This is a genomic window from Streptomyces africanus (assembly GCF_030816955.1).
Taxonomy (GTDB): domain Bacteria; phylum Actinomycetota; class Actinomycetes; order Streptomycetales; family Streptomycetaceae; genus Streptomyces; species Streptomyces africanus.
Window position 1 is genome coordinate 7309877 of the sequence record NZ_JAUSYP010000001.1, and the last position, 23604, is coordinate 7333480.

A 23604-nucleotide genomic window follows, 5' to 3' on the forward strand; every position below is an offset into this window, starting at 1 on the left:
CCGGTATTAGAATGGGGGCATGGTGCGCACCCCTCTCACCCCCGAAGAGCGCGAACGCGGCGAACGGCTCGGCCGGTTGCTGCGTGCGGCGCGTGGCGACCGGAGCATGGCGGAGGTCGCGGCGAGCGCGGGCATCTCCCCGGAGACGCTCCGGAAGATCGAGACCGGGCGGGCTCCCACCCCCGCCTTCTTCACCGTGGCCGCGCTGGCGGGCACGCTCGGGCTGTCGATGGACGAGCTGGCCGGGCGGTGCGTACTGGTGCCGGTCTGACGACACCTGTGCTGAGGCTGCTGCGCCGCGTGTGAAAACTCCCCGTAGCACGGCTGTAACACGACTGGTGTTGCCTACTGGGCGGAGTACTCCGGTCGGGCGGGAGTTGAGCGATGGCGGCGGATCGACTCCCAAGTGAAGTACGGGAGTTCGCGCATTACCTGGACGGTCTGCTGGCACGCCTGGACCCGTCCGGGGGTTGGTGCGCGGTGTTCTGGCAGCGTGACCCCGAGGGCATGCGGGCCTGTCTCGACGGGCGTGAGGTGCCGCCCTGGGACGTGGTCGAGGCGCTGCTGCAGGACCTCGCCGGGCAGTACGGCCCGGGGGGCGCGGGCCCGGAGACGGAACGCGCCCGGGCCCTGCACGCCGCCGCGCTCGCCGCGTACGACGCCCGGCCCGGTGGCCGTGACGCCCTCGGGGACCGGCTCGACGTCATGCTCCGCGAGCAGAAGTACGCGGCCGAACGCCAGACGGAGCTGACCCGCCTCCTCGCCACGGCCGCGACCCGCGAAGAGGCCGACGCCTTCCGCCTCGACTTCGCCTGGGCCCACGACGACCACCGACGCGCGACGGCGCGCTGCGCGGAACTCCGGGCCCGGATGGCCGACTTGGACCGTCGCGAGGGCGTCTCCCGCGAGGTGTGGGGCGACGGACGGGTCGGTGGCACGTCGGGGGCTCCCGCGGGTGTGTCCAGTGGCACGGACGCGACGTCAGGGGGACCCGACGACGACGGGGTCTGGCCGGGCGCGTGGCGCCACAGGCCGAACGACGGAGGCGTCGGAGCGGCGGATGGGGTCTCGCGAGCAGGATCGGGCGGGTGGGTGGGCTCTGGTGCCGCGGCGGAGGGGGCTTCGGGAGCAGGGTCGGGCAGGGGCGCGGGCCCGGCGGCCGGGGCTTCGCGAGCAGGATCCGCCAGGTGGGCAGACTCTGGTGCCGCGGCGGACGGTGGCCGGCCGGTAAGGGCCGACGGGTACACGCCTGACGGCCCGGCACCGGACAGCGGCCGCATGCGATCGGCCCCGGGCGGCCCGTATGACTCGGGCACGCCTGCCACGCCCTGGCACCGCGACGCCCCGGCGCCAGGCGCGACGGGTGCGGCCGGCCATGACGACCCCCGCCATACGGACACCGGCGCGGCCCCGGCCGGGCGGCCCGGTGCCCAGGACGGCGAGTTCCAGGCTGGGCGTGCCGCCTTCCGGGAGGCCGGATCCGGCGGTGCCTCTGGAGCGTCCGCGGCTCCGCCGGGCCGGGCCGATGCCCGGGAGGGCGGCGAGTTTGCGGCTGGGCGTGCCGCCTTTCGGGAGGCCGGATCCGGCGGTGCCTCTGGAGCGTCCGCGGCCCCGGCCGGGCGGCCCGGTGCCCAGGACGGCGAGTTCCAGGCTGGGCACGCCGGCTTCCGGGAGGCTGGATCCGGCGGTGCCTCTGGAGCGTCCGCGGCTCCGCCGGGCCGGGCCGATGCCCGGGAGGGCGGCGAGTTTGCGGCTGGGCGTGCCGCCTCGCGGGAGGCCGGGTCTGACGGCGCCTGGGGCGCGTTCGCGGCTCCGGTCCGCGGGGGCGGTGGGCGTGACGGCGAGTATCCGGGGGACGGGGCCGGCACGCCCGACCCCCTCACCCCCAAGCAACGCAAACGCCGCCGCGGCAGCGCCCGTTTCGCGGGGATGGTCGAGGAGGACGCCGCACCCGTCGTCGTGCCGCCCGCTGCCGTGCCGCTGCTTCCTGAACCCGCCCCCGTGACCGGCCGCCGTAAGCCGCGTGGTGCGCGGTTCGCCGGGGCCGCCGACGAAGAGGTGGGGGAGGAACGGACGGAGCCGCGCGCCGCGGCCGTCGGGGTGGCGGAGCGGAGGGATGTCGTCCAGGCCGTCGAGGCCCTCGCGCGGCTGCGGAAGGAGGGCCGCAGCGGCGAGGCGCACGCCCTGCTGGTCGAGGCCGCGTCCTGGGCCCCGGCCCGGTTCCCGCTGCTCGCGCAGGAGCTGGAGCGCGCCGGGCTCGGTGCGGACTGGCAGACGCTGCTCTGGGAGGCCGGCTCGCTGCCCGCCGGGCGGCTGGTCGCCGCGGCGGACGCGCTGGGTGCCGCCGGGCGCGCGGGCGACGGGCAGCAGATCCTGCGGCAGGGCGTCGGACGGCCCCCGGGCGAGATCGGAGAGGCCGTCCTCGGACTCGTCGCCGAGGGGCGTCACCGCGAGGTGCGCGTGCTGCTCGACGCGTACGTCAGAGCCCGCACCCCCGAGGAGGCGGCCCGCAGCGCCGAGCCCGGTCCGCAGACCCTCGTACCGCTTCTCCTGGAGGCCGCCCGGGGCGTGTCGGACGAGCGCCGCCGGGACCTCGTGCACGCCCTCCGGGTCGCCGGATACCCCGCCTGACCGGGCATGCCGTGCCCCCGGCGACTCACCCACCGGAGTGCGAATGGCGCCCGGTACCGCGGGTTGGCGACGATGGTCTTGGCAAGCCCGTGCCGGAGGCTTACGTTCGTGGCTCTACGGCCCGCTTCTACGGGCGTAGAGGCGCAGCCGTCGCGTCGAAGGAGCAGCTCATGGCCAACGTCGTACGTGCCGCCCTGGTCCAGGCCACCTGGACCGGCGACACCGAGTCCATGGTGGCGAAACACGAGGAGCACGCCCGCGAGGCGGCCCGCCGGGGCGCGAAGATCATCGGTTTCCAGGAAGTCTTCAACAGCCCCTACTTCTGCCAGGTCGAGGAGCCGGAGCACTACCGCTGGGCCGAACCCGTGCCCGACGGGCCGACCGTGCGGCGCATGCGGGCCCTCGCGCGCGAGACCGGCATGGTGATCGTCGCGCCGGTGTTCGAGGCGGAGCAGCCCGGCTTCTACTACAACACCGCGGCCGTGATCGACGCCGACGGCACCTACCTCGGCAAGTACCGCAAGCACCACATCCCGCAGCTCAAGGGCTTCCGCGAGAAGTTCTACTTCAAGCCCGGCAACCTCGGCTGGCCCGTCTTCGACACGGCGGCCGGCAAGGTCGGCGTCTACATCTGCTACGACCGCCACTTCCCGGAGGGCTGGCGGCAGCTCGGCCTGTCCGGAGCCCAGTTGGTCTACAACCCCTCCGCCACCCACCGCAGCCTGTCGTCCCACCTGTGGCGGCTGGAGCAGCCCGCGGCCGCCGTCGCGAACGGGTACTACATCGCCGCGATCAACCGCGTCGGACAGGAGGAGTACGGCGACAACGACTTCTACGGGACGAGCTACTTCGTCGACCCCCGCGGGCAGTTCGTCGGCGACGTCGCCAGCGACAGCCAGGAGGAGCTCGTGATCCGCGACCTGGACCTCGACCTCATCGAAGAAGTGCGGCAGACGTGGGCCTTCTACCGCGACCGCCGCCCCGACGCCTACGAAGGACTGGTGCAGCCGTGACCAACGACCTGCTGGGTCGCCACCGGGCCGTGCTCCCCGACTGGCTCGCCCTGTACTACGAGGACCCCCTGGAGATCACCCACGGCGAGGGCCGCCACGTCTGGGACGCCCACGGAAACCGGTACCTCGACTTCTTCGGCGGCATCCTCACCACGATGACCGCGCACGCCCTGCCCGAGGTGACCAAGGCGGTGAGCGAGCAGGCGGGGCGGATCGTCCACTCCTCGACCCTGTACCTCAACCGGCCGATGATCGAGCTCGCCGAGCGCGTGGCCCAGCTCAGCGGCATCCCGGACGCCCGCGTCTTCTTCACCACCTCCGGCACCGAGGCCAACGACACCGCCCTGCTGCTGGCCACGGCGTACCGGCGCAGCAACACGATCCTGGCGATGCGCAACAGCTACCACGGGCGCTCCTTCAGCTCCGTGGGCATCACCGGCAACAGCGGTTGGTCCCCGACCTCGCTCTCCCCGCTCCAGACGCTGTACGTCCACGGCGGCGTGCGCACCCGCGGCCCGTTCGCCTCCCTCGGCGACGACGACTTCATCGCGGCCTGCGTCGACGACCTGAAGGACCTGCTCGGGCACACGCGTCCCCCGGCCGCGCTGATCGCGGAGCCCGTCCAGGGCGTCGGCGGCTTCACCGCACCGCCGGACGGGCTGTACGCCGCCTTCCGCGAGGTGCTGCACGAGCGGGGCATCCTGTGGATCGCCGACGAGGTGCAGACCGGCTGGGGCCGCACCGGCGAGCACTTCTGGGGCTGGCAGGCCCATGGGCAGAACGGGCCACCGGACCTCATGACCTTCGCCAAGGGCATCGGCAACGGCATGTCCATCGGCGGTGTCGTCGCCCGCTCCGAGATCATGAACTGCCTCGACTCCAACAGCATCTCCACGTTCGGCGGCACCCAGATCACCATGGCGGCGGGCCTCGCCAACCTCAACTACCTGCTGGAACACGACCTCCAGGGCAACGCCCGGCGCGTCGGAGGCATGCTCATCGAGCGGCTCCGGTCCGCCGCCGCGCAGGTGCCGGCCGTACGGGAGGTGCGCGGACGCGGACTGATGATCGGCATCGAGATCACCAGGCCGGGGACCGACGAGGCCGACCCGCAGGCCGCGGCGGCCGTCCTGGAGGCGGCCCGCGAGGGCGGCCTGCTGATCGGCAAGGGCGGCGGCCACAACACCAGCGCCCTGCGCGTCGCCCCGCCGCTGTCCCTCAACGTCGCGGAGGCCGAGGAAGGCGCCGCGATCCTCGAGAACGCTCTGAGGAGCATTCAGTAGCAGTGAACTGAACAAGGGAACGGCACCATGACCATCACCTTGGATTCCCTGGAACCCGCGCTGTCGGTCCGGCAGGTCCTCACCCTGGAGCGGGTGCTCGCCGGGGAGCCCGAGGTGGTGGCCGGCGCGAGCCATCTCGACCGGGCCGTGCGCTGGGTGCACGTCGCCGAGGCCGCCGACGTGGGCGTGATGCTCAGCGGCGGCGAGATGGTCCTCACCACCGGGGTGCTGCTCGCGGGCGACGAGGAGAAGCAGGCCGAGTACGTCCGGTCGCTGCACCGCGCGGACGCCGCCGCCGTCGTCCTCGGACTCGGCCGCGCCTTCCCCGCCGCACCGGCCGTGATGCGCCGGGCGGCCGAGCGGTGCGGACTGCCGATGGTCGTCCTGCACCGGCCCTTCCCCTTCGCCGAGCTGACCGAGGAGGTCCAGTCGCGGCTGGTGCGGCGCAAGTTCGCCGCCGTCAGCCTCTCCGAGGCCGTCCGCACCGAACTCACCGCCCTGATCACCGCGGGCGCCCCGCTGCAACGCCTGCTCGACGAGGTCGCCCGGCACAGCGCCTGCCCGGTCGTCGTCACCAACCTCGCCCACCGCGTCCTCGGCACGGCGGGGGAGCGGCCGGCGGTGGACGACGTGCTGCGCGACTGGGAGCGAATCGCCCGCCAGGCATGGGGGCACCGCCCAGGCCGTTCAGGCACTGGGGGAGGCACCGAGGGCGACGGCTGGATCCGGGCCGAACTGGGCGGCCGCGGGGAGCGCTGGGGCCGGATCGTGCTGTGTGGCTACCGGGGCGACACCGCCACCGGGCGGCTGCTGGCCGACCGCGCCGCCGAGGCCCTCGTCCTGCACCGCATGCTGGGCGGCGCCGCCTGCTCCTGGGAGGAGCAGTCCGCGCAGAGCCTGCTGACCGACCTGGTCAGCGGCGTCGTACCGGCACGGCAGCTGCTGCCGCGGGCGCGCGCGGCCGGGCTGCCGGTCAACCGGCGGACGTTCGTGCCGCTGGTCGTCCGCGACGGCGACACAGCCCGGCTCGACCGGCTGCTGCGGCTGCTGGGCCTGCCCGGGCTGGTCGCCGAACTGGCCGACGGAGCCACCGCCGTGCTGCTCAGCCTCCCGCGCGACCAGGACGCGGACGCCCTCGCCGCGCACTTCGCGACCCGGCTGCGCACCGAGTCCGGACCGGCCCGCACGGTCGTCGCCGCGGCCGACCCCCGGGCCGCCTGGGACGACGTCCCCGCCGGACTGCGCGAGGCCCGGCACGTGGCGGACGCCGTCGCCGACTCCGCCGCCGCCCTGGACCTCCCGCCGGTCGTCCGCCTGCGGGACGTCCACCTGCGGGGCCTGATCCGCCTGCTGCGCGACGATCCGCACGTGCAGTCCTTCGCGGAGCGGGAGCTGGACGGGCTGCTGTGCGAGACCGAGGAGGACCTGCTGTCCGTGCTGCGCACCTACCTCGCCACCGGCCGCAACAAGTCGCGGACCGCCCAGCTCCACCACGTCTCGCGGCCCGCCCTGTACCGCCGCCTGGAATCCATACAGGTCCGCCTCGGGGTGGACCTCGACGACTTCGAGCAGGCCGCCTCGGTGCACATCGCACTCCTCGCGCACGACGCGCAACAGCAGTGAAACACCCGACCATCTGGGAAAACGGCGGTGAAACATGGGCTCACGGCAGAGTGACACGGTGACACGCCGCGCGCCCGCAGACGTGACACGGTGCAACTCAAAGAGCGCGTCCCGGCTTCCTAGGCTCACGGCACACCGAGCGACCGGAGGTCCCGATGAGCCGAGTGATCCGTGCCGCCGTCTTCCAGACCGCCTGGACGGGCGACAAGGAGTCCATGATCCAGGTCCACGAGCAGGCGGCCCGCGACGCCGCCGCGCAGGGTGCTCAAGTCCTGTGCTTCCAGGAGCTGTTCTACGGACCGTACTTCTGCCAGGTCCAGGACCCGGCCTTCTACGAGTACGCCGAGCAGATCCCCGAGGGCCCGATCGTCCGCCGCTTCCAGGCCCTCGCCGAGGAACTGGGCCTCGTCCTGGTCCTGCCGATGTACGAGGAGGAACAGCCCGGGGTCCTCTACAACACCGCCGCCGTGATCGACGCGGACGGCTCCTACCTCGGCAAGTACCGCAAGACACACATCCCGCAGGTCCAGGGCTTCTGGGAGAAGTTCTACTTCCGTCCGGGGAACAGCGGCTGGCCGGTCTTCGAGACCGCCGTGGGCAGGATCGGCGTCTACATCTGCTACGACCGCCACTTCCCCGAGGGCTGGCGCGCGCTCGGCCTCGCGGGCGCGGAGATCGTCTTCAACCCCTCGGCCACCTCGCGCGGCCTGTCCGGCTACCTCTGGCAGCTGGAACAGCCGGCGGCGGCCGTCGCCAACGAGTACTTCGTGGGCGCGATCAACCGGGTCGGCGTCGAGGAGTACGGCGACAACGACTTCTACGGGACGTCGTACTTCGTGGACCCGGAGGCCCAGTTCGTCGGCGAGGTGGCCAGCGACAAGGAGCCCGAACTGGTCGTCCGCGACCTGGACATGGCCAAACTCCGCGAGGTCCGCGACCGCTGGCAGTTCTACCGGGACAGGGCACCTGGAACGTACGGTCCGCTGACGGAGCTTTAGGGGCGCGGGGAACTGCGCGACCAGCCCCGGACAACCGGCAGATTCAAACCGCGAGGAGCGACCAATGAGCCGAACATTGATCCGTGGCGGCCTCGTCATCACCGCATCCGACGAGATCCACGCCGACGTCCTGATCGAGGACGGCCGAATCGCCGCCCTCGCAGCCTCCGGCACCCCCGCCGCCGAGGCCTTCACCGCGGACCGGACGATCGACGCCACCGGAAAGTACGTCATCCCCGGCGGCGTCGACGCCCACACCCACATGGAGCTGCCCTTCGGCGGCACCTTCGCCTCCGACACCTTCGAGACCGGCACCCGCGCCGCCGCCTGGGGCGGCACGACCACGATCATCGACTTCGCCGTGCAGAGCGTCGGGCACAGCCTGCGCGAGGGCCTCGACGCCTGGCACGCCAAGGCCGAGGGCAACTGCGCCGTCGACTACGGCTTCCACATGATCGTCTCCGACGTGAACCAGGAGACGCTCAAGGAGATGGACCTGCTGATCGAGGAGGGCGTCACCTCCTTCAAGCAGTTCATGGCCTACCCGGGGGTGTTCTACTCCGACGACGGCCAGATCCTGCGCGCCATGCAGCGCTCCGCCGAGAACGGCGGCCTGATCATGATGCACGCCGAGAACGGCATCGCGATCGACGTCCTGGTCGAGCAGGCCCTGGCCCGGGGCGAGACCGACCCGCGCTACCACGGGGAGGTCCGCAAGGCCCTGCTGGAGGCCGAGGCCACCCACCGCGCCATCAAGCTCGCGCAGGTCGCGGGCGCGCCCCTGTACGTCGTGCACGTCTCGGCGACGGAGGCGGTCGCCGAGCTGGCCCGGGCCCGCGACGAGGGGCTGAACGTCTTCGGCGAGACCTGCCCGCAGTACCTGTTCCTGTCCACCGACAACCTCGCCGAGCCGGACTTCGAGGGCGCGAAGTACGTGTGTTCCACCCCGCTCAGGCCGAAGGAGCACCAGGCCGCGCTGTGGCGGGGCCTGCGCACCAACGACCTCCAGGTGGTCTCCACCGACCACTGCCCCTTCTGCTTCGTCGGCCAGAAGGAACTCGGCCGCGGCGACTTCTCCAAGATCCCCAACGGCCTGCCGGGCGTGGAGAACCGTATGGACCTGCTCCACCAGGCGGTCCTCGACGGGCACATCTCGCGCCGCCGCTGGATCGAGATCGCCTGCGCCTCCCCGGCCCGGATGTTCGGCCTCTACCCGAAGAAGGGCACCATCGCGCCGGGCGCCGACGCCGACGTCGTCATCTACGACCCGCACGCCGAGCAGGTCATGTCGGTCGAGACGCACCACATGAACGTCGACTACTCGGCGTACGAGGGCAAACGCGTCACCGGCCGGGTCGAGACGGTCCTCTCGCGCGGCGTACCCGTCATCACCGAGCGGGAGTACACCGGGCACGCCGGGCACGGCGTCTTCACCCCGCGTTCCACCTGTCAGTACCTCAACTAGGAGTGGTGCGGATGGACTTCGGACTCGTCCTGCAGACCGACCCGCCGGCCTCGCGGGTGATCAGCCTGATGAAACGCGCGGAACGGAACGGATTCTCCTACGGCTGGACCTTCGACTCCGCCGTGCTGTGGCAGGAACCGTTCGTGATCTACAGCCAGATCCTGGCCAACACCACGAAACTGAAGGTCGGGACGATGGTGACCAACCCGGGCACCCGCACCTGGGAGGTCACCGCCTCCACCTTCGCCACGCTCAACGACATGTTCGGCAACCGCACGGTCTGCGGCATCGGCCGGGGCGACTCCGCGATGCGCGTGGCCGGCCGCAAGCCCAACACGCTGGCCCGGATCAGCGAGGCCATGAAGGTCATCCGGTCCCTCGGCAGCGGCCAGGAGGCCGACCTCGGCGGCGGCACGGTCGTCCGCTTCCCGTGGATCAAGCCGGGCGCCGAACTGCCCGTATGGATGGCCGCGTACGGACCCAAGGCCCTGAAGATGACCGGCGAGGAGGCCGACGGGTTCATCCTCCAGCTGGCCGACCTCTACCTGACCGAGTACATGGTCAAGGCCGTGAAGGACGCGGCCGTCGCCGCCGGCCGGGACCCGTCCGAGGTGACCATCTGCGTGGCCGCCCCGGCCTACGTCACCGAGGACGACTCGCCCGAGGCGCTCGCCCACGCGCGCGAACAGTGCCGGTGGTTCGGCGGGATGGTCGGCAACCACGTCGCCGACCTGGTGTCCAAGTACGGCGAGCACTCGGCCGCCGTCCCCGACGAACTCACCGACTACATCAAGGCACGGGAGGGCTACGACTACTCCCACCACGGCCGCGCCGACAACCCGGACACCCAGTTCGTGCCCGACGAGATCGTCGACCGGTTCTGCCTGATCGGCCCGGTCGACAAGCACGTCGAGAAGCTGAACGCGCTACGCGCCCTCGGCGTGGACCAGTTCGCCGTCTACGACATGCACGACGCGCAGGAAGCCGTGATCGACACGTACGGATCGCGGGTCATCCCGGCCGTCAACGGCTGACCACCTCGCACCACTCCCTTTGATCTCCCCCTTCCCGCCGGCCCGGGAAGGGGGCCCAGGGCGCTCCCGAGCGCACCCCCCATCGGCGTCACCCGCATGGCCTTTCCCGTCCCACCTCCATGATTGGCCTGGCCCATGACCGACACCGTTCCCACGGCACCGCCGCCGACCACCCAAGTCACCCTCGCCGACGGCCGGGTGGAGATCGCCCCGGGCGCCCCCGCACCGACCGGGCCCTACGCCAACGAGGACCTGCTGCCGGTCCCCGTCGACAAGCGCACCTGGACCACGTACAACTTCTCCGCGCTGTGGGTCGGCATGGCCCACAACACGGCCTCCTGGACCCTGGCCTCCGGCCTCATCGCCGTCGGCATGGACTGGAAGCAGGCGGTGTTCACCATCGCCCTGGCCAATGTGATCGTGCTGATACCGATGCTGCTCACCGGGCACGCCGGACCCAAGTACGGCATACCCTTCCCGGTCTTCGCCCGGGCCTCCTTCGGCATCCGCGGGGCCAACCTGCCCGCCGTCGTACGGGCGCTGGTGGCCTGCGGCTGGTTCGGCATCCAGACCTGGATCGGCGGCGAGGCCATCTACTTCCTGGCCGGCAAGCTCGTCGGCAGCGGCTGGACGGACGCGGCGAAGGTCGGCGGCTACGCCTGGACCATGTGGCTGTCGTTCGCGATCTTCTGGGCGCTCCAGGTCGTCATCATCTACCGGGGCATGGAGACCATCCGCCGGTTCGAGAACTGGGCGGCGCCGTTCGTGCTCGTCGGCGCGTTCGTGATGCTGTGGTGGATGAGCGACAAGGCGGGCGGCTTCGGGCCGCTGTTCGACCAGCCGTCGAAGCTCGGCTGGGGCGCCGACTTCTGGAAGCTGTTCGCGCCCGCCCTGATGGGCATGATCGGCTTCTGGTCCACGCTGTCGCTGAACATCCCCGACTTCACCCGCTACGGCAAGAGCCAGAAGGCGCAGACGTGGGGTCAGGCCCTCGGTCTGCCGACGACGATGACGCTGTTCGCGTTCCTGTCCGTGATGGTCACCTCGGGCTCGCAGGCCGTCTACGGCGAGGCGATCTGGGACCCGGTACAGCTCGCGGCCAAGACCGACAACACGGTGGGCCTGCTGTTCGCCCTCGTCACCGTCCTGGTGGCCACGCTGTCCGTCAACGTCGCGGCCAACCTGGTCTCACCCGCGTTCGACTTCTCCAACATCGCGCCGCGGAAGATCAGTTTCCGGGCGGGCGCGCTCGCCACCTGCGTCCTCGGTGTGCTGATCTTCCCGTGGAAGCTGTACTCCGACCCGCAGGGCTACATCTTCACCTGGCTCGGCCTGGTCGGCGGCCTGCTCGGCACCGTCGCCGGCATCCTGATCGCCGACTACTGGATCCTGCGCCGCTCCCGGCTCGACCTGGCCGACCTGTACCGCACGGGCGGCCGCTACTGGTACGAGGGCGGCTGGAACTGGCGGGCCGTCGTCGCCTTCGTGACCGGGGGTGTCCTCGCCGTCGGCGGCGCCGACTTCAAGCCGCTGATCGACGGCCGTCCCATCCCGGCACTGGCCGATCTGGCCGACTACGGCTGGGCGGTGGGCCTCGGCACGTCGATGCTGCTGTACCTGCTTCTGATGGCGGCACGAGGCGGCAACCGGGCCACCGTCTGACACGGCCACGGACGCGGACGCTGGAGGGCGGTCAGCCGGTCAGCCCTTGCCGCCCTCCAGCGCGGCCACCGCTTCCTTCGCCGCCTTGATGGCACCCTTGTTGATCGTGTCCGTGCTCGGCGCCTTCTTCGACTCGAAGTCGCTGCCGTTGTACGTGACGACCACCAGCGCGTTGGACGCGCGGACGAACACCTGGCCCTCGCGGGTCTGCTGCTTGTCCTCGGTGGTGAGGTTGACGATGGAGTACGCCGTGTCGCCCAGACCGGGGACGGCGCCTCCGCCGCTGCTCTCCTCGGTGCGCCCCTTGTAGGCCTTCTCCGCCGCCTCGTCCGACTCCATCACCTCGAAGGACACGTCGAGCCAGCGGTAGTCGTACCCCTTGAGCGCGTTCCAGGAGCAGGTGCGGCGCAATGCCGTGTCCGTGGACGGGATCTCCTTCCCGGCCGTCTTGGCACCCGGCACCAGCGACTCGACCGTCTTCTTGGCGACGCTCTCGCACGGCGCCGGCGCGGCCGAGTAGGCCTTCGACACCGTCGACGTCGACGGGGCGGACGCCGACTGGGTCGCGGGCTTCTCGTCGGCCGGCTTGTGCTCGGCGGCCTGCGGCGCGGCGAGCGGACCGGACGACAGCGCCCAGCCCGCCGCGGCGAGCACAACCACCGGGGACAGGCGTGCGGTCAGGGCCAGGGGCAGAGGTAGGGAACGCACAGCGCCCTTCTCGTGGGGGACGGCGGACGGGACGACAGTTTCACATGACTCCCTGTGACGCGGAAGTGCGAACTCGCTCCGTGCCTGCGCGGTGACGGTGACTCACTGTCGCCGGCTGGGGTTTCGGCCGGTTCGAAGGCGAGTGAACGGTTTGTGCCGGGCGCGGGAACACGCGAGCCGGAATACCGTTTGCTCCGGTGCGGCGGCGCTGCGGGCGGCTCCTGCCCGAGGGCCCGGTGCGTGTGCTGGACGTCGGCGGCGGCAGCGGTGTGCACGCGGAGTGGCTTGCCGAGGACGGGCACGAGGCCGAACTCGTCGATCCGGTGCCCTTGCACCTGGAACAGGCGGCGCGGCTGCCCGGTGTCGCGGTCCGGGCCGGGGACGCCCGGGCACTGAGCGAGGCGCGTCGGGTGGTTCGGCCCGGGGGCCTGGTCGTCGCGGCCACCATCAACCGTCACGCGGCCCCGCATGACCTGCTGCGTGAGGAGCGCTGCTTCGAGCCCGCCCACCGGGCCCGGACCGACTCCGTCTCGGAGCACGGCCGGCACCCCTCTCAGTGGGGCAGCCTGCCTTCGGGACAAGTCCAGCCCGTCCGGATCGCCCAAGCCCTGGCAGGGGCCAGGTCCTGCCACGCCGATAGCCTGCTGGGCCGGCCCGGATTCGCACAGCGAGGTGAAAGACCGCATGTTCACCACCCGCCCCACCCTCCAGGGCACCTTCGGCATGGTGTCCTCCACGCACTGGCTCGCCTCGCAGTCGGCCATGGCCGTCCTGGAGGACGGCGGCAACGCCTACGACGCGGCCGTCGCGGGCGCGTTCGTGCTGCATGTCGTCGAGCCGCACCTCAACGGCCCGGCCGGCGAGGTGCCGATCCTGCTCGCGCCGGCCGGCGGCGAGGTACGGGTGCTGTGCGGGCAGGGCGTCGCACCGGCCGGGGCGACGGTCGCGCACTACCGGGGTCTCGGCCTGGACCTCGTCCCCGGCACCGGGCCGCTCGCCGCCGCCGTGCCGGGCGCGTTCGACGCCTGGATGCTGCTGCTGCGCGACCATGGCACCAAGTCCCTCGCCGACGTCCTGAAGTACGCCATCGGATACGCCGAGCACGGGCACCCGCCCGTGGAACGCGTCGGCGAGACCGTCGAGACCGTACGCGAGCTGTTCGAGACGGAATGGACCTCGTCGGCGGACGTCTACCTGCCCGGCGGCAAGGCCCCGCGCCCCGGCGAGCTCTTCGCCAACCCGGCGCTCGCCGTCACCTGGAAGCGCCTGCTCGCCGAGACCGCGGGGGCCGGGGACCGGGAGGCCCGGATCGAGGCCGCGCGGGAGGTGTGGCGCACCGGCTTCATCGCCGAGGCCCTGGTACGGCAGGCCCGGCAGCCCACCCTGGACACCAGCGGCGAACGCCACACCGGCACCCTCACGGCCGCCGACCTCGCCGCCTGGTCCGCGACCTACGAGACGCCGGCGACGTACGACTGGAACGGCTGGACCGTGTGCAAGCCGGGCCCCTGGAGCCAGGGCCCGGTCCTCCTCCAGCAACTCGCCCTGCTCCCGCCCGAACTGCCCCGCCACGGCTCCGCCGACTACGTCCACCTGCTGGTCGAGAACTGCAAACTCGCCATGGCCGACCGGGAGGCCTGGTACGGGGACGCCGCCGGCGTGCCGCTCGACGACCTGCTGTCCGACGCGTACAACACCGGCCGCCGCACGCTCGTCGGCGAGCGGGCCTGCCCCGACCTGCGGCCCGGCAGCCCCGGCGGACGCACTCCGCGGCTGTGCGGGCACGCGCGCGTGGCGGCCACCGCCCCGCAGCGGGCCGCCGCCCCGGGCGTCGGCGAACCGACCGTCGCGAAGAGCCCGGCGTCCCCCGTGCCCGGCGAACCGGAGGTCGGCGACGACGGGGCCACCCGCGGCGACACCTGCCACCTGGACGTCGTCGACCGGTGGGGCAACATGGTCGCGGCCACGCCCAGCGGCGGCTGGATCCAGTCCAACCCCGTCGTGCCCGAACTCGGCTTCCCGCTCGGCACCCGGCTCCAGATGACCTGGCTGGAGGAGGGCCTGCCGAACTCCCTCACCCCCGGCCGCCGCCCCCGCACCACGCTGACGCCCTCGATCGCCCTGCGCGAGGGCGTGCCCGTCATGGCGTTCGGCACACCGGGCGGGGACCAGCAGGACCAGTGGCAGCTGCACTTCCTCCTGGCGGTCGCGCTGCGCGCCGAGGTGCGCGGCGGCCTGGACCTCCAGGGCGCGATCGACGCCCCGAACTGGCACAACGACAGCTTCCCCGGCTCCTTCTACCCGCGCGGCATGCGCCCGGGGAGCGTCACCGTGGAGTCGCGCACCGACCCGGCCGTCGTCGAGGAGCTGCGGCGGCGCGGCCACCGGGTGACCGTCGGCGGCCCCTGGTCGGAGGGCCGGCTCTGCGCGGTCGCGCGCGACCCCGGGACGGGCGTCCTGTCGGCGGCGGCGAACCCGCGCGGCATGCAGGGGTACGCGGTCGGGCGGTGATCCCCGCCGCCCGCCGAGCCGGGTCCACCCGGCTGTGCGGCCCGCGCGGACCCGTCGCTGTTCATCGTGCGGCCACCCGCAGTGCGGCGGGCGGGTGGGGATTGTCAGTGCCGCGTGTTGTGATGGTGGGGTGATCGACAGCACCGGAACCATCGAAGAGTTTCTCGCACGGCACGCTTCCGACGTCGAGGAGGCGATCCGCAGCGCGGCCGCCGCCGAGATCATGCCGCGCTGGCGCCGGCTCGCCGCACACGAGGTCGACCAGAAGGCCGGCCCGCACGACCTGGTCACGGACGCCGACCGCAAGGCCGAGCTGTACCTGACCGAGGCGCTGGGCGCCCTGCTGCCCGGCTCGGCCGTGGTCGGCGAGGAGGCGGTCCACGCCAACCCGGCGTCCTACGAGGCCATACGCGGCGACGCCCCGGTCTGGATCATCGACCCGGTCGACGGAACCCGGCAGTTCGTGCGCGGCGAACCGGCCTTCTGCACTCTGGTCGCGCTGGCCCACGGCGGCACCCTGCTCGCGTCCTGGACCTACGCCGCAGCCCGCGACCGGCTCGCCACCGCCCAGCGGGGCAAGGGCGCCTATCTCGACGGAGAGCGGCTGTTCGCCGGGGTGCCCGAGCCCGGCCGGGACCTCCGCGTGGCCACCTCCCACCCGGACTACACGACGGACGAGCAGAAGCGTGCCCTGCTCGGCCTGCGCACCGAGGGTGTGGCACCGCGCGCGTGCGGCTCGGCCGGACTGGAGTACCTCGCCATCGCACGGGGCGAGTCCGACGCAGTCGCCTTCTCGTGGGAAGCGGCATGGGACCATGCGGCCGGTCTGCTCCTGGTCGAGGAGGCGGGCGGCGCCCACCTGACCCGCACGGGCGAGCCGTTCCGCATCACGGGCGGTAACGACCTGCCCTTCACCGCGGCCCGCGACGCGGCCACGGCCCGCCGGGTGGCGGCACTGCTGGCGAGCGGAAGCTGAATGTCACGGACCGTACATGCCGCGTCGCTCAAGGGCTACTCCGGGCGGCGTTTGCGCGCGAATCCTCCCGCGGCCGGTGACTGTCAGTCCCCGGGCCTATCCTGATCCTCAGTGGCCGTCGGCTGACGAAGGGGTCCGAAGGTGCCGTCGATGCTCGATACCGTCGTAGTGGGTGCGGGGCCGAACGGACTGACCGCGGCCGTGGAGCTGGCCCGCCGCGGATTCTCCGTCGCCGTGTTCGAGGCCCAGGGCACCGTGGGCGGCGGTGCCCGCACCGAGGAGCTCACCCTGCCCGGCTTCCGGCACGACCCGTGCTCCGCGGCGCACCCGCTCGCCATCAACTCACCCGCGTTCCGCGCCCTGCCGCTCCAGCGCTACGGCCTGGAATGGCTGCACCCCGAGCTCCCCATGGCGCACCCCTTCCCGGACGGCTCGGCGGCGGTGCTGGCCCGGTCGGTGGGCGAGACGGCCGCCTCCTTCGGGCCGCGTGACGCCGGGGCCTACCGCAGGCTCGTCGAGCCCTTCCTGCCCAAGTGGGACGTGCTGGCCCGCGACTTCATGTCCCTGCCGCTCACGGCACTGCCCCGAGACCCGGTCACCCTCGCCCGCTTCGGCCTGGTCGGCCTGCCCCCGTCGACACTGCTGACGCGCCGCTTCCGCGACGAACCGGCCAGGACGCTGTTCGCCGGGCTCGTCGCGCATGTCATGGCACCGCTCGGCGGCTTCGCCACGAGCGCCATCGGCCTGGTCTTCGCCCTGGCGGCACACGCCCGCGGCTGGCCCGTCGCCCGCGGCGGCTCCCAGGCCATCTCCGACGCCCTCGCCGCCTACCTGCGCGACCTCGGCGGCAGTGTCCACACCGACTACGAGGTCAAGCGCCTCGACGACCTGCCGCCGGCCCGCGCGTACGTCTTCGACACCTCACCCACCGCCCTGGCCCGCATCGCCGGCTTCGGCAACCACTACGCGGACTACCGCTACGGCCCGGGCGTCTTCAAGATCGACTACGCGCTGGACGGCCCCGTGCCCTGGACCGCGAAGGAGGCCCGCGTCGCCGGCACCGTGCAGATCGGCGCGAACCGCGCGGAGATCGGCGCTGCCCTGCGCGCGGCGTCCCGGGAGGGCCGGGCCCCCGACAAACCGTTCCTGATCACGGTCCAGCCGAGCGTCGTCGACCCCACCCGGGCCCCGGCGGGCAAGCAGGTCTTCTGGGCCTACGGCCACGTACCGCACGGCTGGACCGGCGACCTCACCGACGCCATCGAACGCCAACTGGAGCGGTTCGCCCCGGGGTTCCGCGACCGCGTCCTGGCCCGCGCCACCGCGGGGCCGCCCCAACTCGCCTCCCGCAACGCCAACTACGTCGGCGGCGACATCGCCTCCGGCGCGGTCTCCGGCCTCCAGGTCCTGCTGCGCCCCAAACCGACCCTGTTCCCGTACCGCACCCCCCACCCGGCCGTCTTCATCTGCTCGTCGGCGACCCCGCCGGGCCCCGGTGTGCACGGCATGTCGGGGCACAACGCGGCGAAGGCCGTCTGGAAGCGACTGAGGCAGACATGACCACGATCGAACTGGTCCAGGGCGACATCACCCGAGAGAGCGTCGACGCCATCGTCAACGCCGCCAACTCCTCGCTGCTGGGCGGGGGAGGCGTGGACGGGGCGATCCACCGGCGCGGCGGCCCCGCGATCCTGGAGGAGTGCCGCAAGCTCCGCGCCGCCCACTACGGCCGGGGCCTGCCCACCGGCCGGGCGGTCGCCACCACCGCCGGCGACCTGGACGCCCGCTGGGTGATCCACACGGTCGGCCCCGTCTACAGCGCCACCGAGGACCGCTCCGCCCTCCTCGCCTCCTGCTACCGCGAGTCCCTCCGCGTCGCCGACGAGCTCGGCGCCCGCACGGTGGCGTTCCCGGCCATATCCACAGGCGTCTACGGCTGGCCGATGGACGACGGCGCGCGCATCGCCGTGGAGACCGCACGGGCAGCGGACACGGCGGTCGAGGAGGTCCGGTTCGTGCTCTTCGACGAGCGGGCGTACGAGGTGTTCGCCGGCCGGCTCCGCTGACGCGACCCGGTCGGGCCGGCCCGCTCGGACCGGCTCAGACCGGCTCGGGCTCGAAGTGCCGCAGCAGCTCCCGGCCGGGCTGCACGACGCCGTAGCTGCTCTCCGGTACCGCGTTCCAGACCCCGGGGAGATCACCGAGCGGCTCGGACACGACCAGCCGGGTGTCGTCGGAGATGTGCTTCAGGAACGCGAGGTCGGGGTGGAGAGCACGCACGTCCTCCACCCGGCTGCTGTAGTACAGCGACCGTGAGTCTCCCGCGCTGGAGTACCGGAAGAACCACAGCCGTTCGCCGTCGGTCACCGCGACCGTCATCTGGAGCGGCTCCGGCACCCCGTGCTCGTGTCCCAGCCGCTCGACGAGCCCCACCATGCGGGCCACCGCGCCCGGCGGATCGCCGTCCAGCCCGAGGGTGAGGGCCACGTGGAACATCACCTCGGAGTCCGTCGTGCCCTCCAGCGACGGGAACAGCTCCGGATCCACGGCGAGCATGAGGTCGCGGCGCAGTTCGCTGAACCCGGTGATCGCCCCGTTGTGCATCCACATCCACTGCCCGTGCCGGAAGGGGTGACAGTTGGTCTGCTGCACGGCCGACCCCGTGGAGGCGCGGACGTGGGCGAAGAACAGCGGCGAGCGGACGTGGTCGGCGATCTCCCGGAGATTGCGGTTGCTCCAGGCCGGGCCGGTGTCGCGGATGACGGCGGGGGTGCGCAGGTGCCATGCGTACCAGCCGACTCCGAAGCCGTCGCCGTTGGTGGTCTCGACCCCCATCCGGGCATGCAGGCTCTGGTCGATCAGCGAGTGCTGCGGCCGGTAGAGGACATCGTCCAGCAGCACGGGAGTGCCCGAGTAGGCGAGCCAGCGGCACATGGTCGCCACCCCCGATCCGAGCCGCCCCGGCCGTGCCGTGCGGCTTCTCAGGTGTCGGTGCGGATGTGTTTCGCGCGCCGGGGCCGCGGCGCGTCGTCCCAGACAACACCGGTCACCCGCGGTGGCGCATCGCCCGCCACGGGTGGTTGCCGGGGGAGTGGTGAGGCCCGGGCCGGTGTGCGCGGGTCAGTGAACACTGAGATCCTGGGGAAACGAGCGCCGCTCATGATCCGGCGCACGGCAGGCAGTGGGAGCCCCATGGCCGCGACCGCGGAGACTGGTGCGGAGCCGGCGCCCACGGGCGTCGACCCCACGGGCGACCCGTTGCTGCGCACCCGGTTCGCCCTGCCGAAGCGGCCCGCCGGCTTCCTGCGCCGGACCCGCCTGACCGGACACCTCGACCAGGCGCTCGTGACCCCCCTGACGATGGTCAACGGGCCGGCCGGTGCGGGCAAGACCCTCCTGGTCGCCGACTGGGCCGCCGGCCTGCGGGAACCGGTCGTCTGGCTCACCGCCGACCCCTCCGACCAGGCTCCCGGCATCTTCTGGGCCTATCTGCTGGAGGCACTGCGCGCCGCCGGCGTACCCGTGGCGGGCGAGGTCGGCTGCCCGGCAGAGGCCGGCCGGGTGGACCGGCGGACACTGACCCGCCTCGCCGCCGACCTCGAGAGCCGGGACCACACCACCGTCGTCGTGCTCGACGAGTTCGACCGGGTGACCTCACCCGAGATCGCGGAGCAGTTGCAGTTCGTCCTGCACCACGCCGGACACGGCCTGCGCCTGGTCCTCGTCACCCGCACGGAACCCCTGCTGCCGCTGCACCGGTACCGGGCCTCGGGCGAGATGACGGAGATCCGCGACGCGGAGCTGGCGTTCACCGCCGAGGAGGCCGCGGAGCTGCTGTCGCGACACGGTCTGCACCTGAACCACAGCGCCGTGCGGGCCCTGGTGCACCGCACCCAGGGCTGGGCCGCCGGCCTCAGACTGTGCGCACTGGCCGCCCGGGAGGTCGCGGACCCCCACCTGTACGTGAAGCAGTTCGAGGCCGACCACAGCGCGGTGGCCGACTTCCTGCTGGCCGAGGTGCTCGACCGGCAGCCACCCGGCACCCAGGGCCTGCTGCTGCGCATCAGCGTCCTGGACCGCTGCTGCCCCGACCTGGTGAACGCGCTCACGCTGCGCACCGACGCCGAGCCGGTCCTGGCCGCGCTGCACCGGGAGAACGCCTTCGTCCAGTACCTCGGCCACTCGTGGTACGCCCTGCACCCGCTGTTCGCCGAGATCCTCCGCGCCCACCTGCGGGAACGCTGCCCCGGACTGGAGCCGGAGCTGCGTGGCCGGGCCGCACGGTGGCTGCGGCGGTCCGGCGCCCTGCACGAAGCGCTCGTCCAGGGCGCAGCGGCGGACGACTGGGAGTTCACGGCCGACGCCGTGGTCGACGACCTCGCGATCGGGCAGCTGTTCACCGGCCTGCACTCCGAGGACCTGTCCGCCCTGTTCGCGCGGATGGGCCCCGAGACCACGGGCCCGGCCCCCGACCTCGTCCGTGCCGCCCGCGAACTGGCCCACCACGACCTCGATCACGGCCTGTCCCACCTGCGGCGGGCCGGGCGGGAGCTGGCCGGCAACGGCCGCGACCGGGCGCCGGTCCTGCTCGGCCGCGCCCTGCTGGAGGCCCTGGCGGCACGGATGACCGGCTCTCCGGACAGGGCGGAGCGAGCCGCCGAGGAGGCGCGGGCCCTCCGGCAGGACCTCCCCGCACACGTCCTGGAGAACCACCCGGAAGTCACCGCCCTGCTGCTCACCCACCTCGGCTCCGCCCGCCTGTGGGCCGGGCGTTTCGACGACGCCCGCGACGCCCTGTCGGCGGTCGCCGGCCCCCCTGGCGGAGCGGCGATGGCGCTGCCCCGGTGCGAGGCGCTCGGCCATCTCGCGCTGATCGACCACCTGAACGGCCGGCCCGGCCCGGCGGAGCACAAGGCCCTGGCGGCGGCCGGCCAGGCGGAGCGCCACAGTCTGCCCCCGCAGTCCGGGTCCGGCCTCGCCCAGCTGGTCCTGGCCGCCGTCCTGATCGACCGCGACGAACTCGACGACGCCGAGGCGCTCCTCGACGCGGCCGTCTCCCTGCCGCTCGGTGACGACCCGGTGACGCAGGCCTGCCGGACCCTCACCCGGGGGCGGCTGCTCCTCGCCCGAGGGGACGCCCGGGCCGCGCTGGCGGCGGCGGACGCGTCCGTGCCGGCAGCGGTGACCTCACCCTGGGCGGAGGACCACGCCGCCCTGCTCGCCTCCGCCGCGCACCTGGCCCGGGGGCACCCCGAATCGGCCCGGGCGGTCCTGGAGCACGTGGCACACCACCGGACGGCCTGCGCGGTCGAGGCGGCGCGGGCCCGGCTCGCGGCAGGCCAGGTCGAAGGGGCGCTCGACATGATCGACAGCCTGCCGGAGGACGACCGGCCCGGGCCGGCGGTCACCGTCCGCGCCACGCTGGTCCGCGCCCAGGCCGCCCACGTGACCGGCGACCTCGTCACCGCCCGCCGCCTGGTCGCCCGGGCCCTGCTCGACGGCCGGCGCGGGCACCTGCGCCGCCCCTTCCTGGAAGCCAGTCCCTGGCTGCGCCCCCTGCTGAGCACCGGCCGGCTCCGGGAACTGTCCGGCGGCTGGCTCCTCCCCCGCCCCGGCCGCCACCCGGACACCGGGCCCGCCACGCCGGACCGGCACCCGGCACTGGCCGTCGAGGAACTCAGCGCACGCGAGCGCGACGTGCTGCGGCTCCTGGCCGAGATGAGGTCGACGCAGGAGATCGCCGCCGGCCTGCACGTGTCCGTGAACACGGTGAAGACCCACCTCAAGAGCATCTACCGCAAACTCGCGGTCGGCCGCCGCAGCGACGCGGTCCGCCGCGCCCGCGAACGGCGGCTGGTGTGACGGTTGCCGTGAGGTTCACCTGCGCCGGGTGACGCCACAGGGCGCGCCAGGGCGGAGCATCGCCAGGGAAGGGCGTGCCCCGCCCGCTCCAGGCCGTCCGCGGGAGAGCAGTTCATGCGCTACGAGATCCGTGTCGACGGACATATGTCGGAGACGCTGGCCAAGGTCTTCCCGGAGCTGGACCACGTGCTGATGTCCGGCCAGACGGTCCTGTACGGCCCCGTCGTCGACGAGGCCCACCTGTACGGGCTGCTGACCCGCCTCCAGGCGCTGGGACTCAGGGTCGTGGAGATGCGCCAGCTGCCGGAGTGAGCCGGGCTCACAGAGTCGCCGTGGGGATCCTGCCGGAGCGGGCGGCGGCGCCCAGCGCGGCGAAGTCCCGCTCGTTCCGGTCGGCGTAGGACCCGGCGAACGCGGCGAGCGCGCGGTCGAAGCGGTCGCCGCCGCCCAGGTACGCCGCGATGGCGATGGGGTCGCCCGAGCGGGCGTGGGCCCGCGCCAGGCTCGCCCCGCACAGCCGCGCGAACAGGCGGAACAGGCCGGGGCCCATGGTGTCCGGCCGCGCGATGCCCTTCCAGTCCCGCAGCTGGCGTACGTAGAAGTCCCGCTCGTGTCCGTCGAGGCCCACGGCGTGCGTCCAGCCCAGGAGGATGTCACTCGTCGTCTGGATCAGCCGCTGTCCCGCCACCACACGGCGGCCCTCGTTGTCGTAGCCCTCGCCCCCGGTGTGGGCGGCGAGCACCGACGCCTGTGCCTCCTTGGCCTGGAGCAGCAGGGGATCGTCGTCGTCCCGGCCGAGCAGCAGCACGATCCAGCAGCGGGTGCCGACACTGCCGACCCCCACCACCTTGCGGGCGATGTCCACCAGCCGGTAGCGGCGCAACAGGTGCCGGCGCTCGGACGACAGGGTCCGGGCGTAGCCCTCCAGGACGGCGCGCAGCTCCTGCTCCTGCCCGTGCGGCGAGGAGTCGGTCACCAGGTCCCGCAACGGAGTGATCAGGGGCGGGTCGGGCGCGATCCGCCGCCCTTCGGCCGTCACGCGGGTGAGCTTCGCGAAGGCCTGGAGGTGGGTGCGGGTGCGGGCCTTCGCCGTCGCCTCGTCAGTACGCCGCCTGGCCTCCCCGGACATCGACGCGGCCAGTAGTTCCCGCAGGCGGTCGGCGTCGTCCTGGGCGTACCAGATGTCCAGGTTGCGCATGCCGGCGAACTCGCGCATCCGCCGCCGGTAGGCCCGTACGCACGCTTCCACCGCGGCGCTCTGCTCCTCGGCCCCGAAGCCATGGGCACGGCCCGCGACGGCGAAACTGGCCGCCAGCCGCTTGACGTCCCACTCGAACGGCCCGGCCAGGGTCTCGTCGAAGTCGTTGATGTCGAAGACCAGATGGCGTTCGGGCGAGGCCAGCAGCCGGAAGTTCAGCAGATGGGCGTCACCGCAGAGCTGCACCCGCAGCCCCGTGTCCGGAGCGCGGCCCAGGTCCTCGGCCATGATCGCCGCCGCACCCCGGTAGAAGCGGAACGGCGATTCGAGCATGCGGCCGTAGCGGATCGGCACCAGCTCCGGCAGGCGGGTGGCCGACTGGCGCTCCACCACCTCGACCGGGTCCGGCCGCTCCGGCCCCGCCTCGAACCAGCTGTGGGACGAACGCGGGACCCGCCGGCGCGCCTCGCGGCCCGCGGCGGCCCGCTCGGCCGGTGACCGGAAGGCCGGGGCGAGGCTCGGTACGGGATCGTTCATCTCGGCTCTCTCCGGTCTCTCGGGGGTGCGCTACCCACCTCAGCGGCACGGCACGGCGTACGGATCACCCGCCGCGGGTGAGGCGGCCCCGTCCTGTACGCGG

The 23604-nt window shown here is 73.0% G+C and carries 18 protein-coding genes and 1 pseudogene; 16 read left to right on the forward strand and 3 right to left on the reverse strand.

Features of this window, described 5'->3' with window-relative positions; genetic code table 11:
* Nucleotides 1–19 precede the first annotated feature (19 nt).
* From QF034_RS33595 to QF034_RS33635, 9 genes are all read left to right on the forward strand, one after another.
* Nucleotides 20–271 carry a helix-turn-helix domain-containing protein gene (locus tag QF034_RS33595; protein WP_307178452.1) on the forward strand — a complete coding sequence of 84 codons (252 nt, stop codon included), beginning with the start codon at nt 20–22 and terminating at the stop codon, nt 269–271.
* Between the two features lie 113 nt (nt 272–384).
* On the forward strand, nt 385–2631 hold the full coding sequence (locus QF034_RS33600) for a hypothetical protein (RefSeq protein ID WP_307178453.1): 2247 nt from the start codon (nt 385–387) through the stop codon (nt 2629–2631).
* Between the two features lie 170 nt (nt 2632–2801).
* On the forward strand, nt 2802–3644 hold the full coding sequence (locus QF034_RS33605) for a nitrilase-related carbon-nitrogen hydrolase (RefSeq protein WP_020277068.1): 843 nt from the start codon (nt 2802–2804) through the stop codon (nt 3642–3644).
* Nucleotides 3641–4927 carry an aspartate aminotransferase family protein gene (locus QF034_RS33610; RefSeq protein WP_307178454.1) on the forward strand — a complete coding sequence of 429 codons (1287 nt, stop codon included), beginning with the start codon at nt 3641–3643 and terminating at the stop codon, nt 4925–4927. Before QF034_RS33605 ends, QF034_RS33610 begins: the two co-directional genes overlap by 4 nt.
* 27 nt (nt 4928–4954) lie before the next feature.
* Nucleotides 4955–6550, forward strand: a complete 1596-nt coding sequence (locus QF034_RS33615) for a PucR family transcriptional regulator (RefSeq protein WP_307178455.1) — start codon at nt 4955–4957, stop codon at nt 6548–6550.
* A 155-nt stretch (nt 6551–6705) separates the two neighbouring features.
* On the forward strand, nt 6706–7548 hold the full coding sequence (locus QF034_RS33620; RefSeq protein ID WP_307178456.1) for a nitrilase-related carbon-nitrogen hydrolase: 843 nt from the start codon (nt 6706–6708) through the stop codon (nt 7546–7548).
* Between the two features lie 64 nt (nt 7549–7612).
* The gene (hydA, locus tag QF034_RS33625) at nt 7613–9013 is read left to right on the forward strand and encodes a dihydropyrimidinase (RefSeq protein ID WP_307178457.1); all 1401 of its coding nucleotides are present in this window, start codon (nt 7613–7615) and stop codon (nt 9011–9013) included.
* An 11-nt stretch (nt 9014–9024) separates the two neighbouring features.
* Nucleotides 9025–10047 (forward strand): TIGR03842 family LLM class F420-dependent oxidoreductase, encoded by a 1023-nt coding sequence (locus QF034_RS33630; RefSeq protein ID WP_307178458.1) that lies wholly within the window; start codon nt 9025–9027, stop codon nt 10045–10047.
* Between the two features lie 135 nt (nt 10048–10182).
* Complete coding sequence (locus QF034_RS33635) at nt 10183–11709, forward strand: NCS1 family nucleobase:cation symporter-1 (RefSeq protein WP_307178459.1); 1527 nt, start codon at nt 10183–10185, stop codon at nt 11707–11709.
* 39 nt (nt 11710–11748) lie between these two features.
* Here the strand turns inward: QF034_RS33635 and QF034_RS33640 are convergent, their stop codons facing one another.
* On the reverse strand, nt 11749–12417 hold the full coding sequence (locus QF034_RS33640) for a hypothetical protein (protein ID WP_307178460.1): 669 nt from the start codon (nt 12415–12417) through the stop codon (nt 11749–11751).
* A gap of 215 nt (nt 12418–12632) precedes the next feature.
* On the opposite strand from QF034_RS33640, the pseudogene QF034_RS33645 reads away from it, so the two are divergent.
* The 5 genes and pseudogenes from QF034_RS33645 to QF034_RS33665 all read left to right on the forward strand — a co-directional run.
* Nucleotides 12633–12968, forward strand: a pseudogene (locus QF034_RS33645) (class I SAM-dependent methyltransferase); the annotation flags it as partial.
* 133 nt (nt 12969–13101) lie between these two features.
* Nucleotides 13102–14928 carry a gamma-glutamyltransferase family protein gene (locus QF034_RS33650; protein ID WP_307178461.1) on the forward strand — a complete coding sequence of 609 codons (1827 nt, stop codon included), beginning with the start codon at nt 13102–13104 and terminating at the stop codon, nt 14926–14928.
* Between the two features lie 130 nt (nt 14929–15058).
* Nucleotides 15059–15904, forward strand: a complete 846-nt coding sequence (locus QF034_RS33655; RefSeq protein ID WP_307178462.1) for an inositol monophosphatase family protein — start codon at nt 15059–15061, stop codon at nt 15902–15904.
* A gap of 150 nt (nt 15905–16054) precedes the next feature.
* On the forward strand, nt 16055–17464 hold the full coding sequence (locus QF034_RS33660; protein WP_307178463.1) for a phytoene desaturase family protein: 1410 nt from the start codon (nt 16055–16057) through the stop codon (nt 17462–17464).
* Nucleotides 17461–17970, forward strand: coding sequence for an O-acetyl-ADP-ribose deacetylase (locus tag QF034_RS33665; RefSeq protein WP_307178464.1), 510 nt, complete (start codon nt 17461–17463; stop codon nt 17968–17970). Before QF034_RS33660 ends, QF034_RS33665 begins: the two co-directional genes overlap by 4 nt.
* 34 nt (nt 17971–18004) lie before the next feature.
* On the opposite strand, the gene QF034_RS33670 is transcribed toward QF034_RS33665, so the two are convergent.
* Nucleotides 18005–18838, reverse strand: a complete 834-nt coding sequence (locus tag QF034_RS33670) for a class II glutamine amidotransferase (RefSeq protein ID WP_307178465.1) — start codon at nt 18836–18838, stop codon at nt 18005–18007.
* Between the two features lie 258 nt (nt 18839–19096).
* Between QF034_RS33670 and QF034_RS33675 the strand changes: the two genes are divergently transcribed.
* Both QF034_RS33675 and QF034_RS33680 read left to right on the forward strand, forming a co-directional pair.
* Nucleotides 19097–21766, forward strand: a complete 2670-nt coding sequence (locus QF034_RS33675) for a winged helix-turn-helix domain-containing protein (protein WP_307178466.1) — start codon at nt 19097–19099, stop codon at nt 21764–21766.
* 114 nt (nt 21767–21880) lie between these two features.
* A complete protein-coding gene (locus QF034_RS33680; protein ID WP_307178467.1) occupies nt 21881–22078 on the forward strand; it encodes a DUF8691 family protein in 198 nt (65 codons plus the stop codon).
* Nucleotides 22079–22085: 7 nt separating this feature from the next.
* Here QF034_RS33680 and QF034_RS33685 read toward each other — a convergent pair whose 3' ends face one another.
* Nucleotides 22086–23501, reverse strand: coding sequence for a DUF2252 domain-containing protein (locus tag QF034_RS33685; RefSeq protein ID WP_307178468.1), 1416 nt, complete (start codon nt 23499–23501; stop codon nt 22086–22088).
* Nucleotides 23502–23604: the final 103 nt, after the last annotated feature.

Excerpts from the sequence above, each read along its gene's own strand:
- QF034_RS33665 (WP_307178464.1), top strand. The coding sequence starts at position 17,461 with ATGACCACGATCGAACTGGTCCAGGGCGACATCACCCGAGAGAGCGTC.
- QF034_RS33685 (WP_307178468.1), bottom strand. The coding sequence starts at position 23,501 with ATGAACGATCCCGTACCGAGCCTCGCCCCGGCCTTCCGGTCACCGGCC.
- QF034_RS33650 (WP_307178461.1), top strand. The coding sequence starts at position 13,102 with ATGTTCACCACCCGCCCCACCCTCCAGGGCACCTTCGGCATGGTGTCC.
- QF034_RS33620 (WP_307178456.1), top strand. The coding sequence starts at position 6,706 with ATGAGCCGAGTGATCCGTGCCGCCGTCTTCCAGACCGCCTGGACGGGC.
- QF034_RS33605 (WP_020277068.1), top strand. The coding sequence starts at position 2,802 with ATGGCCAACGTCGTACGTGCCGCCCTGGTCCAGGCCACCTGGACCGGC.
- QF034_RS33660 (WP_307178463.1), top strand. The coding sequence starts at position 16,055 with ATGCTCGATACCGTCGTAGTGGGTGCGGGGCCGAACGGACTGACCGCG.
- QF034_RS33595 (WP_307178452.1), top strand. The coding sequence starts at position 20 with ATGGTGCGCACCCCTCTCACCCCCGAAGAGCGCGAACGCGGCGAACGG.
- QF034_RS33615 (WP_307178455.1), top strand. The coding sequence starts at position 4,955 with ATGACCATCACCTTGGATTCCCTGGAACCCGCGCTGTCGGTCCGGCAG.
- QF034_RS33670 (WP_307178465.1), bottom strand. The coding sequence starts at position 18,838 with ATGTGCCGCTGGCTCGCCTACTCGGGCACTCCCGTGCTGCTGGACGAT.
- QF034_RS33680 (WP_307178467.1), top strand. The coding sequence starts at position 21,881 with ATGCGCTACGAGATCCGTGTCGACGGACATATGTCGGAGACGCTGGCC.
- QF034_RS33630 (WP_307178458.1), top strand. The coding sequence starts at position 9,025 with ATGGACTTCGGACTCGTCCTGCAGACCGACCCGCCGGCCTCGCGGGTG.
- QF034_RS33635 (WP_307178459.1), top strand. The coding sequence starts at position 10,183 with ATGACCGACACCGTTCCCACGGCACCGCCGCCGACCACCCAAGTCACC.
- QF034_RS33675 (WP_307178466.1), top strand. The coding sequence starts at position 19,097 with ATGGCCGCGACCGCGGAGACTGGTGCGGAGCCGGCGCCCACGGGCGTC.
- hydA (WP_307178457.1), top strand. The coding sequence starts at position 7,613 with ATGAGCCGAACATTGATCCGTGGCGGCCTCGTCATCACCGCATCCGAC.
- QF034_RS33600 (WP_307178453.1), top strand. The coding sequence starts at position 385 with ATGGCGGCGGATCGACTCCCAAGTGAAGTACGGGAGTTCGCGCATTAC.